Source organism: Streptomyces sp. NPDC003456 (assembly GCF_042878735.1).
In the GTDB taxonomy this organism is placed as follows: domain Bacteria; phylum Actinomycetota; class Actinomycetes; order Streptomycetales; family Streptomycetaceae; genus Streptomyces.
Window position 1 is genome coordinate 455,013 of record NZ_JBIAOK010000004.1, and the last position, 13,096, is coordinate 468,108.

The following is a 13,096-nucleotide window of genomic DNA, read 5'->3' on the forward strand; positions in this document are numbered from 1 at the left end:
CTGCTCCGGCTGGGTCGGTGACATCGGCATCGGCGCCGGTGGGAGCACCACCGTAGACACCCGGCCGATGGGTGACCGTGGCTCCGGCCGCTTTTGGACTCTCCGGATGTTCGAGGACTCGGCGGAGTTCGTGTCTCTGCTGGCGGACCGACGACCGGCCCGGCGCATCGGAGGGCTCCTCACCGGGAAACTCCTCCGCGCCGATCACTGGTCTCTGGCAACCCGCCAGGAGATCCACGCCGAACTGCTTCCCGACCTGATGCCACTGGCGACATCCCCGAGTTGCTGGTCGCCCGCGCCGGAACGCTGGTGGTGATGGAGCTGCGGCGGGCGAACTCCCTCTCTTGTCACCGTTCGGTTCCGCCCGGAACGCATCAGGTGGGGAATTCGCCGCACCAGTTGCGCTTGATCAGGACGGCCGGCAGGTACTCGGACTCCACCTCGATGGGCAGGCCGGCGTCGTGGGCGAAGCAGGCGATGGCGAGCGGGGCGAGGGCGACGAGACCCGCAACGTTGACGAGGCGTCCTCCTCGCTCCAGTACTGCTTGTGCAGTTCGAGTGCCTGGGCCAGTGCGCGGTTGAAACCGTCGTGATCCTTGCGGATGAAGCGGTGGAACATCTCCATGGGCGGGTACATGAGATGGCCCGCGGTTTCCGGGTCGGAGACGGTCTGCGGGTCGGTGCCGTCAACTGCCGACACCAATGTGGACACCAGGTCCGGCCCTCCGAGCCAGTAGGTACGGAGAGTTTCGATCCACGCGTACTCATACTCCTCGAACTGTCCGCCGTTCTCACGCAACAGGGGCAGCGGCACGTGGCACAGCGCTGTGATCCTCTCCTTCTCTCGGCATGCCACCGCCAGGTAGAAGGCGGTGAGCCATGCCCCCGGGTGCGCATACCACTGAGGTCCCGTGGCCTGCAGAGTGCGATCCTTGTGCGCGATGCGGCACTGCACATTCCCTTCGTTCGCAGTGGCGGTGGCGAACACGGCCGAACCGACCTGCATCGCGGTCACCCAGGCGTCCCACGTGGGAAAAATCGCAGCCCGCGGATCCATGAGGCAGCGCGCTTGGGCCAGGGTGAGAGTCGTACTGAAGGCGTCGCCCAGGCGAGTCGAATCCGATTCCAGTCCCTCGATCAGCTCCTGCGCATTCTCCTGAAGGACGGCGAGACCCTCTTCCGCGTTCCCCGTGGGCAACGGAGGGCGGGGAACGATGGCAGTCAGCGCGTTCTCCTTGCGAAACGTGTTGTCACCGGGCGGTGCCCGCTTCAGATGTGCCCGAGGAAGGTACTCGGACTCGACCTCGACGGGCATGTCGGCCTCGGCGAAGGCTGTGACTGCTACGACGTCGGGAACTCGCCGAGCCACGCGCGGTTGAGCAACTGACTCGGCATGTAGGGAGACTCCACGTCGATGGGAAAGCCGGCGTCATGGGCGAGGCAGGTGATGGCCAGGGGGCCGAGCGCGAGGTAGCCGTCGACGGAGCGTTCCCGAGGCTCGGTCGCGGTCCAGAAATCCCTGTGGAGCACCAGGGCTTCCCGGAGAGCCTGATTGAAGCCTTGGTGGTCCTTGCGCAGGAATTGATGGAAAAGGCCGATCGGTTGGTAGAGGATTTTGTCCAGTACCTCTCGGTCGGCGATGCGTGCGATCTCCGGTGAAGATGCCTCGATAGCCGACACGAGCTTCTCGCCCAGACCTGGACGCTCCAGCCAGTAGGACTGCAAGGCGTCGATCCAGCGATAGACGAACTCGTCGTATTCGCCGCCTGAAGCACGCAGTGCCTCTACCGGGAATTCGCAGAGCCTGGTCATCTGCGCTTGTTCGCGGCAGACGATTGCCAGCCAGAATGCGGCCAGCCAGTTGCCCGCGTTGGCGTAGTACTGCGGACCCGTCGCCGGGATGGTCAGCATCCGGTCCGGGAGCCGGACCTCGATGCTTCCTTCGGTTCGGCCGGCCGCGGCGAATGCCGCGCACGTCACTTCCATGGCCGTCACCGTGGCTTCCCAGGTGCGCAGAGTCGCGGCGTCCGGATCGACCGCCAGGCATGCGTTCAGGTAGGTCATGGCTTCGCTCAGTGCACTGTCGAGCATGCGCGGCGACTGCTCGAGAAGCGCGATCGTCTCGGCGAGCCCCTCGCCCAGGTCCTGCGCGTACCCCTCGTCATCGGGGCCCGGGCCGCCGTGCCGCTCCACCCGTGTGGTCACCGTATTCTCCCGTCAGCCGATGTCGAACTGCTGCTTCTCGTAGCCAGCGTACTGGCCTCCATCGACCTTCCCCTTCACGAGTATGTAGTCCACCTTTCCTTGTGCGAGCGCCGTCTTGAGCTCCCTTGCAAGCACCCGCTCGCTCGGGAAATCTCGCCCCCTGCTTCGCATATGGGCGAGGATGTCCATGAAGTATTCCCTGGTGCCCTGCATGGCTGCGCGCTTGCCGTCGGGCGTGGGGACATCCCGCTTTCCCAGACGGGTGTCGACTGTCGACTTCGCTTCGACGACGACGAACCCACCGTCTTCACGGCGCCACAACTGATCGAACTGATCGTTGCCGTTGGCCGGTCCGTACAGCGGCTGCCTGGTCGAGTTCGGATAGAGCTCGGCGATCACTTGGTGTTCCGCGACGGCTTCACCGAAGGCCTCGGCCGCCTTCGTGCGTTCGTTCATCGCGGCCTTGTATTCGTTCGCCCTGTCGAGCGCCGTCTCTGCGTCGAGCGCGCCGTCAGGCAGGTTTCTGTGGCGCTCGGTGCTCATGGAGTAGTCGATGGAGCTGCGCCTGCGAGCGGCGGCCTCGTCCAATGTCCTAAGCGTTTCAGGACTGAGCACCTCGTGACGTCCACGGCTCACCGCCGCTCCGTCCACGTACTTCTCGGGAATGGGCGGAGGAGCGTCGGACGCGGCGGTTCTGACGTGGGTGACCGGATCCACGTGCAATTGAACCGGTACGTATCCGCTTTCGTCGGGCAACTTCGAGTTGAGGCGACGACCGTCAGAGTAGTAATGCTGCTCGAAGTACCCGGGCTCGTGGTTGGCGCGATAGACCTGGATCTCCTTGACCTGCTCGGGTGTCAGCGATCCCCTCGGTCCGTACGGGTTGTCGCCGTCTCGCATGAAGCTGGGGCGTTCCGGGCTCGCCGGGTGGCCGGTGACTGGCTCGCCGTCGCTGTTCCTGGCGGCGTCGTCCGCCCCGCCCGTGACGTCGTCCCCGCCCCGGGCCGCGTCGTCCGCGCCCGCGCCCAGGTCGTCCGCCCCCCGGCCCAGGTCGTCCGCCCCGCCGGGCAGGCCGCTGCCCGGCGCCGGGGGCTCGTGGTGGCCGCCGCCGCCCGTGGCGGGGCCGTCGCCGTGCGTGCCGCTCGTACCCGGTCCGTCCGTGTGGCCGGCGGTGGAAGGCGTCTCCGGGCGGCCCGCGCCCGTCACCGGGGTGCCGTCGGGGCTGCCGTGACGCCCGTTGTCCAGCTCGTTCGTCGGCATGTGGTCGCCCACACCGCCACCCGGCGTGTGGCCCGCCGTGCCGCCCGGCAGGTGGTCGCCCGCCAAGCCCCCGGGGAAGTCCCCTCCGGCGTGGACGGCCGGTGTGGTGGCCGGGTTGTCCGTGGCGCGGCCGACGTCCCTCAGGCCGGTGTCGAGGCTGTCGCCCAGGCGCACGTGCCGGCCGGCCTGTTCGGCGGTGTGTGTGCCCGCACCGACCAGGACCGGCTGCCGGTCCGGGGAGTCCACCCGCGGATGGTCCGCACCGGAGGCGGGAGCGTCCGGGGAGCCCGGCTGGTCCACGACGTCACCGGGACCGTCGGCGGACCGCTGCAGCACATTGCCGCGCTCGTCCAGCAGATTGCCGTCCGGGTCGTAGTAGCGGGCCGGGGCGCCGTCCTCGGTGGGCAGCCGCGTCGTGCCCTCCGGCAGGACCGGCACATCATCCGGCAGGCGCACCGTCCCGTCCGGCAGCCGCGTCGCACCCTCCGGGATCGCCGCGCCTTCCGGCAGCTGCACCGTGCCGCCCGGAAGCCGCACACTGCCCTCCGGCAGCGTCAGCGCGTTCTCCGGCAGCGCGGGAATGTCGATGTTGCCCACCCCGCGCAGGCCCTTGGTGATGTCGCCGATCTTCGACAACCCCGCGCCCGCGCCCTTGGCGATGTAGGTCATCGGGTCGATGACCCGGCCCGCCTTGCCCGCCACCGACAACGCCTTCGCCACCGCACCGGCCTTGCCCGCACCCGACGCCGCAGCACCCGCACCACCCGTGAACACCGTCGTCACCACATTGAAGGTGACCGCACCCGCAGCCCGCGCAGGATTCTTCCCCCACTCGTCCCACGCCACGAGCGCCTTGCCCGTCTCCTTCATCGCCGTGCGCGAATCACGGATCCAGGAGGGGAGTTTGTCGTCCGGCAGGGCCCAGAACGCCGTCGCCACCCCCGGGATCGACGACAGCGCCAGGCCAGTGGCGAGCTGTGCCAGGCCCTTCCAGGCCTGGCCCATCGCTTCCCAGCCGCCGAAACCGACCAGCGTGCCCAGGCCCTTGATCGTGCCCCACACACCGTCCACGATCAGCCCGTCCCACACGAACGACTTCACCCAGTGGCCGACCTCGTACCAGTAGTGCTTCTCCTCCACCGGGTCACCCCAGGGAAGCTTCGCGTTCTTCAAATCCTCCGCGTTGAAGCCGTACTGGTTGTCCTTCTCCGAGCCGTCCCCCGCCACCATCTGCGCCCCGCCCCACAAGGCGGTGATCTTGTTGTGGCAGGTGCGCTCGGCCGCCCAGAACGCCGCCACCGTCGCGGTGATGTCCTCCCGCAGCCGGTTGTGCTCGCCGACCTTGTCCTCGTCGTACTCCCACTCGTCGTCGTCCTTCACCGACGACACGAACGCCGCCGCGTCCGCCTTCAACTGCTTCAGCTTCGCCACCAGCGGACGCACCTCGGTGGCATACGACGACAACGCCCCCGACACCGTCTCCAACTCGTCGGCGAACCCGTCCGCCCTGTCCTTGACCGGCTTCGTCGTGGCGAAGAGCTGCTCCGCCTCCGGAGCGGTGTAGTACGCCGACAGGCCCTGGAACCGGGAATGGATGTCCCCACCCGCACCCCGGACATCACCCGCGTCCTTCTTCAGAGCCGCGTAATCGGACTCCAGCTGCTCCAGATCACCCGTGAACTGCGGGATCTTCTCCGGCTGGATCACTGCTTCCCCACCCCCGTGTGTCCGTCACCATCGGCTCGGCAAGTCGTTCCAGGCTCTGGCAAGTTGGATCATCTTACAAATGGGATTCAGGCTGCTTCAGGGCTCGTTACGGAATCCCTACAAGGGCGGAGCACTCCGGTGAGAAGGCGCCGGCACCACTGCCGACCGCAACCGGACCACCGGTCCTCGTCGTCCTCCCCGGCAACGCCCGCCACAGCGATCCGGGCGGCAACGCCCCACGATCCCGACCGGTCGCGGCGCGGGGCGCGCCGGAACGGGCCTTGTCTGAAGGGGATTCGGATGGAGACGACGGGCCGTACCGAGCCGGTGTCCGGCGACGAGGTGGCAAAGGAGAGCGAAGGTGCCTCCTCCGGGGGCGCGCAGGGCGTGAAGCCGGATCCGGAGGCGGCGCAACCCGCACGTCGCGCGCGCCTGTTACGCCGTGCGCGGCGCGTCGCCTTCGCGCTCGTCCTCGCCCTCCTCGTCCCCGTGCTCGCCGCCGAGACGGCCCTCTGGGTCAACCACACCGGCGACCTCGCGCCGGGGACCCGCACCCGCGACCGCGACGCCCTCTGGCTAGGCCACGCCTGGGTCGACGGCCGCAAGAAGGACGCCGACGTCCGGGCCCTGGCCGGCCGCCTGCGGGGCACCGGCATCCGCGACCTGTACGTCCACACCGGGCCGCTGGAGCACGACGGGACACTGCCCAAGTCGGTTCACCCGAGAGCGCGTTGGTTCGTCGACGCCGTGCACGAGGAGATGCCCGGCGTGCGGGTCCAGGCCTTCCTGGGCGACGTCCTCGCGACGGAGAGCCCGGACGGCATGCGGCTGGACGAGCCCGCGACCCGGGCCGCGGTGGTCGCATCCGCCCGGCAGGTCCTGGACACCGGCTACGAGGGCGTCCACCTCGACCTCGAACCGCTGCACTCGGGCGACCGCGACTACCTAGCCCTCCTCGACGCCCTGCGCGGCGAGACCCGGCCGCGCGGTGCCCGGCTCTCCGTCGCCGCGCACCAGATCGATCCGCTGCCCGGCTTCCACACCGCGTGGGGCGGCGTCACCGGCCACCCCAAGTGGTGGTCGCAGAGGTTCTTCGGGCAGGTCGCCCGCCGCGTCGACCAGATCGCCGTGATGTCGTACGACACGATGCAGCCGCTGGAGAGCACCTACAGCGGCTACGTGGCGCAGCAGACGTCCCTCGCGCTGGAGGTCACACCGCCGTCCACGGACCTGCTGATGGGGCTGCCGTTCTTCCACGAGAACCGCTTCGGCCACTGGAACCACGCCGAGACCGTCCCCGCAGCCGTCCGCGGCGTGCGCCTCGGCCTGTCCCGCACGGACGCCGACCGCGCCCGCTTCGGCGTCGCCCTCTACATCGACTTCGCCGCCACCGAGGCGGACTGGCGGGCCTACGAGGAGGACTGGCTGCGGTGACCGGCCCGGCGCCCGGTAGCGGGCACCACCCCCGTCCGGCGCTCAGCCCGCCGAGGAGCGCCTCCTGATCTTCGAGCCCAGCCAGACCAGCGGGTCGTACTTGCGGTCGATCGCGCGCTCCTTCAAGGGGATCAGGGCGTTGTCCGTGATCTTGATGCCCTCGGGGCAGACCTCCGTGCAGCACTTGGTGATGTTGCAGTAGCCGAGGCCGTGTGCGTCCTGGGCGGTGGCCTTGCGGTCCAGGCCCGCCTCCGCCGCCGCGTCCAGCGGGTGCATGTCCAGCTCCGCGACGCGCATCAGGAAGCGGGGCCCGGCGAACGCCTGCTTGTTCTCCTCGTGGTCCCGGACCACGTGGCAGGTGTCCTGGCACAGGAAGCACTCGATGCACTTGCGGAACTCCTGCGGCCGGTCCACGTCCTCCTGCATCATGCGGTACTCGCCCGGGGCGACCCCGGCCGGCGGCACGAAGGCCGGGACCTCCCTGGCCTTGCGGTAGTTGAAGCCGACGTCCGTGACCAGGTCGCGGATCACCGGAAAGGCACGCAGGGGCGTGACCGTGATCGTCTCCGCCCGGTCGAAGACCGACATGCGCGTCATGCACATCAGCCGCGGACGGCCGTTGATCTCCGCGGAGCACGAACCGCACTTGCCCGCCTTGCAGTTCCAGCGCACGGCGAGATCGGGTGCCTGGGTGGCCTGCAGGCGGTGGACGATGTCCAGCACCACCTCGCCCTCGTTGACCTGGACCTCGAAGTCCTCCAGGCCGCCGCCCTCCGCGTCCCCGCGCCACACCTTGAAACGGGCCGTGTAGCCGCTCATTCGTACAGCTCCTCTTCGGCGAGGTACTTGACCAGCTCCTCCTTGTCGAACAGGGCGAGCAGGTCGGCACGGACGGGTTCGGTGGTCTCGCGGCCGAGGGTGATCTGGCCGCGGACCGGGTCCGTCGCCGCCAGTCCGCCCGTCGGGTCGGTGAGCGCGCACAGCAGGTTGATCCGCCGCCACTTGCGGTCCATGCCCGGGTGGTCCTCGCGGGTGTGGCCGCCGCGCGACTCGGTGCGCTCCAGCGCGGCCCGCGCCACGCACTCGCTGACCAGCAGCATGTTCCGCAGGTCCAGGGCGAGGTGCCAGCCCGGGTTGAACTGCCGGTGCCCCTCGACCCCGGCCCGGCGGGCCCGGACCCGCAGCTCCGCCAGCTTCTCCAGGGCCTGCTTCATCTCCGGCTCGCGGCGGATGATGCCGACCAGGTCGTTCATGGTCTGCTGCAGTTCCTGGTGCAGCGTGTAGGGGTTCTCCGGCGGGCCGCCCGACGACGGTCCGGTCTCGGCCTCGGCGGAGAAGGGCCGCAGGGCCTCGGCCGCCGCGGCTTCGATCAGCAGGTCGTCCACCACCGGGCGGGCCCCGGCAAGCCCCGCCGCGTGGGCGGCCGCGTGAAGGCCCGCGCGGCGGCCGAAGACCAGCAGGTCGGAGAGGGAGTTGCCGCCGAGCCGGTTGGAGCCGTGCATGCCGCCGGCCACCTCACCGGCCGCGTACAGGCCGGGCACCCCGCGCGCCGCGGCCGTGTCCGACTCGACGGCGATCCCGCCCATCACGTAGTGGCAGGTGGGGCCGACCTCCATCGCCTCCGCGGTGATGTCGACGTCCGCGAGCTCCTTGAACTGGTGGTACATCGACGGCAGCCGCCGCTTGACGACCTCGGCGGGCATGCGGGTCGACACGTCGAGGAACACGCCCCCGTGCGGTGAGCCGCGCCCCTCCTTCACCTCGGAGTTGATCGCCCGGGCGACCTCGTCACGGGGGAGCAGCTCCGGCGGACGCCGGTTGTGGTCCGGGTCGTCGTACCAGCGGTCGGCCTCCTCCTCGGTCTCGGCGTACTTGTCCTTGAAGACGTCGGGGATGTAGTCGAACATGAACCGCTCGCCGTCGGAGTTGCGCAGCACACCGCCGTCGCCGCGCACCGACTCGGTGACGAGGATGCCCTTCACCGACGGCGGCCAGACCATGCCCGTCGGGTGGAACTGCACGAACTCCATGTTCAGCAGGGGAGCGCCCGCGAGGAGCGCCAGCGCGTGGCCGTCGCCGGTGTACTCCCACGAGTTGGACGTCACCTTGAAGGACTTGCCGATGCCGCCGGTCGCGATCACCACGGCCGGCGCCTGGAGGACGAAGAAGCGCCCGGACTCGCGTTCGTAGCCGAAGACGCCGGAGACCCGCTCGCCGTCCTTGAGCACGCGGGTGACCGTGCACTCCTGGAAGACCTTCAGCCGGGACTCGTGGTCGCCGGTCTCCCGGTGGTCCTCCTGCTGGAGGGAGACGATCTTCTGCTGCAGGGTGCGGATGAGCTCCAGACCGGTGCGGTCGCCGACGTGGGCCAGGCGGGGGTACTCGTGGCCGCCGAAGTTGCGCTGGGAGATCCGGCCGTCCTTCGTCCGGTCGAACAGCGCGCCCCAGGTCTCCAGCTCCCAGACCCGCTGCGGCGCCTCCTGCGCGTGCAGTTCGGCCATCCGCCACTGGTTGAGGAACTTCCCGCCGCGCATGGTGTCGCGGAAGTGGACCTGCCAGTTGTCGCCGCTGTTGACGTTGCCCATCGCCGCGGCGATGCCGCCCTCGGCCATCACCGTGTGCGCCTTGCCGAACAGCGACTTGCAGATCACCGCCGTGCGGGCGCCCCGCTCGCGGGCCTCGATCGCGGCGCGCAGCCCGGCACCGCCCGCGCCCACCACGACGACGTCCCATTCCTGCCGGTCGACCACGGACATCAGTCGGTCCCCATCCCTCTAGAAGAAGCGCGGATCGTCGAAGACGCCGGACGCGACGAGATAGACGTACAAGTCGGCGAGGGCCACGCTGACCAGCGACGCCCAGGCGAGCTGCATGTGGCGGGCGTTGAGCCGGCCCGCCCACTGCCACATCCGGTAGCGCACGGGATGCCGGGAGAAGTGCTTGAGCTTGCCGCCGACGATGTGCCGGCAGGAGTGGCAGGAGATCGTGTAGGCCCAGATCAGCGCGATGTTGACCAGGAACACCACGGTGCCCAGGCCCATGTGGCCCCAGGCGTAGGTCTCGTCGCGGAAGGCGAGCACGGTGTCGTAGGTCAGGATCCCGGCGACGAGGAGCGCGGCGTAGAAGAAGTACCGGTGGACGTTCTGCAGGATCAGCGGGAAGCGGGTCTCACCGGTGTACGTCCTGTGCGGCTCGGCCACCGCGCAGGCCGGCGGGGACGCCCAGAAGCCCCGGTAGTACGCCTTGCGGTAGTAGTAGCAGGTCAGCCGGAAGCCGAGCGGGAAGATCAGGATGATGATCGCGGGGGAGATCCCCCACCAGCTGCCGAAGATCTCCCAGTTGGGGCCGCCCTTCATCGGCTCGCAGTTCTCCGCCAGGCAGGGGGAGTAGAAGGGCGAGACGTAGGGCGCCGCGTAGTAGTCGGCGTTGGCGAAGGCCCGCCAGGTCGAGTACGCGATGAAGGCGAGCAGGCCCGCGACCGTGCCGGCCGGGGCCAGCCACCAGCGGTCGGTGCGCAGGTGTGGGGCGGCGATCGCGGCGCGCCCGCCCGTCCGCACGCCGCCGCTTCTCGGACGGGGATCGGTGGCGGGAGGTTCCGTACCAGTGGCCACGTGACGACTCCGGTCGGGTGTCGGGGGAGGTGCCGGTCGCTCGACGCCCTCCCGGTCAGGGAGCGCGCCGGTCCCGGGCGCCGAGACCCTCGTCGTCCGAGTCGATCCACAGGGTGGGGTCGTAGGGGGCGTCCGAGATGGTGACCAGCTCGGGGCGCTGGGGCGCTGCGGGTGAGGCGGCCGCCTCACGCAGCAGGGCGACGCTCTCGCGCAGGTGGCTGGCGTCGGCGCGGACGCGGCGCATCTCCAGGCCGCCGGTGCCGACCTGCTTCTCCAGGCGCCCGAGCGAGCGGAACAGGTCGTCGAGACTGCGCTGGACTGACGTCAGTTCGTCGTGAACGGACATGACTTGCCCTCACTTCCACGGGTCCTTCACGGCCCAAGGCGGCAACGTTCATGCGCCTGCGAGTGTTGCGCGTCACACCTTGCGCTGTGAAGGGATGTGCATCGATTGGCCGGGGTGTGCGGGTGCAGTCGGCGGGTTCGTTGCGCCGGACGAGTGATGTGCCGTCCGTGACCGCCGTGTCGCCCTGTGTTGCCGAACCCTTTCCTCTTCAGTGGCCGCATACATCAGACAAGCTCCAAATACCGCCAAATGTGATCGTAACGCCCGCGGCTCCCCGGAGGTAGCACAGATGTCCCAGCACAGCGTCGGCCCACGCGCCCTCGCGCGCTCGGCCGCCTTCCTGACCGCGGGCGTCCTCGCGGTGCCCGCGCTCGCCGGATGCGGTTCCGAGGACCCCGCCGGCAAGCCGCTCGCGGGCCAGGACATCCGCCCCGCCGACCGCGACCGGATCGCCGACGGCGGCACCCTGCGCTGGGCCGTCGACTCGGTGCCCGACACCCTGAACACCTTCCAGTCCGACGCCGACACCACCACCGGCCGCGTCGCGCAGGCCGTCCTGCCGTCGATGTTCCGGATGAACGCCTCCGGCCGCCCCGAGCGCAACGCGGACTACCTGGAGTCCGCCGAGGTCGTCGAGACCGAGCCCAAGCAGGTGGTGCTCTACAAGCTCAACCAGCAGGCCGTATGGAGCGACGGCCGGGAGATCGGCGCGGCCGACTTCGCCGCCCAGTGGCGCGCCCTGTCCGGCAAGGACACCGCCTACTGGACCGCCCGCAACGCCGGCTACGACCGCATCCAGAAGGTCGAGCGCGGCGACAGCGCCCTGGAGGTGCGCGTCACCTTCAGCCGGCCCTACGCCGACTGGCGCTCGCTGTTCTCGCCGCTCTACCCGAAGGACGTCACGGGCACCCCGGACGCCTTCAACGACGGAGCCCGCAAGAAGCTCGAGGTCAGCGCGGGACCCTTCACCGTGAAGAAGGTCGACCGCGAGGACGAGGAGATCACCCTCGCCCGCAACCCGCGCTGGTGGGGCGAGCGCGCCAAGCTGTCCGGGATCGTGCTGCGCTCCGTCCCGCGGGACAAGCGGGCCGCGGAACTGGCCGCCGGCGACCTCGACCTGGCCGAGATCGACCCCACCGCGGCCCGCCGCATCACCGTCGCCGCCCGCCCCCACAGCTCCAGCAGCCCGATGATGGGCCCGGGCGCCGACCGGTCCGCCGCGGACGACCTGACGTCCTGGGCCGTCGCCAACGGCTCCGACGAGGACGCCGCCGACGAGGAGACCCTCGCCCGCACGAAGCTCCGCAAGGCCGCCGCCAGGTACGCCCGGCAGCAGCAGGCCCTCGGGGGCTTCGAGGTGCGCAAGTCCCTGGAACCGGCCTACACCCAGCTCGCCCTGAACGGCGCCGAGGGGCCGCTCGCCGACGAGCGCGTCCGCAGGGCCGTCGCCCGGGCGCTGGACCGCAAGGAACTCGCCGAGGCCGTGCTCAAGCCGCTCGGGCTGCCCGCCGTCCCGGTCGGCAGCCACCTGGCCCTGTCCGGGCAGGCCGCCTACGCCGACGGCAGCGGCGCCCTCGGCGGCCAGGACACCGAGGAGGCACAGGCCCTGCTCGCCGACGCCGGGTGGGTGCGCGGCGGCCCGGTCAAGAAGGAGAAGAAGGACAAGGAGAAGGAGAAGGCGGCGGGCGCCGAGGGCGAGAAGGCCGACTCCGGGGACACCTCCGGCGACGACGGCACCTACATCGTCGGGCAGGACGACAAGGCCCCGCGCGCGCTCGACCCCGCCGACCGCCAGCAGGCCCACCAGGGCGGCGCACCCGGCGCGTACGCCCCGCAGGGCAGCGCCGCCCCGGCCAACCAGGAGGCCGCCCGGCTGGCCAAGAACGGCAAGGCGCTCACCCTGCGCTTCGTGCTCCCCTCCGGGCCGGGCTCGGGGGCGCTGCGCACGGTCGCCGAGCGGATCTCCGGCATGCTGGAGCGCGTCGGCATCGGCACGGAGATCTCCAAGGTCTCCGACGAGTCCTACTTCAAGGACCACATCGCCTCCGGCCAGTACGACCTCGCCCTGTGGTCCTGGCCCTCCAGCGCCTACCCGGCCACCGACGCCCGCCCCGTCTACGCCAAGCCCGTCCCGGCCGCCGACGGCTCGCTGAACGTCGAGCAGAACTACACCCGCGTCGGCACCGACCAGGTCGACCAGCTCTTCGACCAGGCCGCAGCCAGCCTGGACGAGGGCGAGTCCCGCTCCCTGATCCGCAAAGCCGACTCCCGCATCTGGGCGGCGGCCGGCTCCATCCCCCTCTTCCAGCGCCCGCAGCTGGTCGCGGCCCGCAAGACGCTGGTCAACACGGGCGCCTTCGGTTTCGGCACGCCGCTCTACGAGGACATGGGCTTCCTGAAGAAGGGCGCGAAGCCCGCGTCGGGGGCCTCGGCGGAGGGTTCGGCCGCGCCGTAGCTCTGGGAACGCTCAAACTCCTTGCCGCCGCCCGCCCGGCGTCCGCACCATGAGTCCGTACGTGATCATGGTGCGGAC

Annotated in this window: 8 protein-coding genes and 1 pseudogene; 2 read left to right on the forward strand and 7 right to left on the reverse strand. The window is 70.2% G+C overall.

The window, feature by feature from the left end:
* Positions 1-374 precede the first annotated feature (374 nt).
* From ACFYWG_RS18245 to ACFYWG_RS18255, 3 genes and pseudogenes are all read right to left on the reverse strand, one after another.
* Positions 375-1,315, reverse strand: a pseudogene (locus tag ACFYWG_RS18245) (immunity 49 family protein).
* Positions 1,316-1,341: 26 nt separating this feature from the next.
* The gene (locus tag ACFYWG_RS18250; protein WP_389202207.1) at positions 1,342-2,205 is read right to left on the reverse strand and encodes an immunity 49 family protein; all 864 of its coding nucleotides are present in this window, start codon (positions 2,203-2,205) and stop codon (positions 1,342-1,344) included.
* Between the two features lie 12 nt (positions 2,206-2,217).
* Positions 2,218-5,172, reverse strand: a complete 2,955-nt coding sequence (locus ACFYWG_RS18255; protein ID WP_389202209.1) for a hypothetical protein — start codon at positions 5,170-5,172, stop codon at positions 2,218-2,220.
* Positions 5,173-5,472: 300 nt separating this feature from the next.
* Between ACFYWG_RS18255 and ACFYWG_RS18260 the strand changes: the two genes are divergently transcribed.
* Complete coding sequence (locus tag ACFYWG_RS18260; protein WP_389202211.1) at positions 5,473-6,606, forward strand: hypothetical protein; 1,134 nt, start codon at positions 5,473-5,475, stop codon at positions 6,604-6,606.
* 42 nt (positions 6,607-6,648) lie between these two features.
* Here the strand turns inward: ACFYWG_RS18260 and ACFYWG_RS18265 are convergent, their stop codons facing one another.
* Genes ACFYWG_RS18265 through ACFYWG_RS18280 form a run of 4 tightly spaced genes read right to left on the reverse strand, consistent with a single transcriptional unit; the run spans position 6,649 to position 10,563 of the window.
* On the reverse strand, positions 6,649-7,425 hold the full coding sequence (locus ACFYWG_RS18265) for a succinate dehydrogenase/fumarate reductase iron-sulfur subunit (RefSeq protein ID WP_389202213.1): 777 nt from the start codon (positions 7,423-7,425) through the stop codon (positions 6,649-6,651).
* Positions 7,422-9,362 carry a fumarate reductase/succinate dehydrogenase flavoprotein subunit gene (locus tag ACFYWG_RS18270; RefSeq protein WP_389202215.1) on the reverse strand — a complete coding sequence of 647 codons (1,941 nt, stop codon included), beginning with the start codon at positions 9,360-9,362 and terminating at the stop codon, positions 7,422-7,424. The genes ACFYWG_RS18265 and ACFYWG_RS18270 overlap by 4 nt, the downstream gene beginning before the upstream one ends.
* 18 nt (positions 9,363-9,380) lie before the next feature.
* Positions 9,381-10,217 carry a hypothetical protein gene (locus ACFYWG_RS18275; protein WP_376334683.1) on the reverse strand — a complete coding sequence of 279 codons (837 nt, stop codon included), beginning with the start codon at positions 10,215-10,217 and terminating at the stop codon, positions 9,381-9,383.
* Between the two features lie 55 nt (positions 10,218-10,272).
* On the reverse strand, positions 10,273-10,563 hold the full coding sequence (locus tag ACFYWG_RS18280; RefSeq protein WP_376334681.1) for a hypothetical protein: 291 nt from the start codon (positions 10,561-10,563) through the stop codon (positions 10,273-10,275).
* Positions 10,564-10,852: 289 nt separating this feature from the next.
* Here ACFYWG_RS18280 and ACFYWG_RS18285 point away from each other — a divergent pair, with 289 nt between their 5' ends.
* A complete protein-coding gene (locus ACFYWG_RS18285; protein ID WP_389202218.1) occupies positions 10,853-13,018 on the forward strand; it encodes an ABC transporter family substrate-binding protein in 2,166 nt (721 codons plus the stop codon).
* The last annotated feature ends 78 nt before the right edge of the window (positions 13,019-13,096 follow it).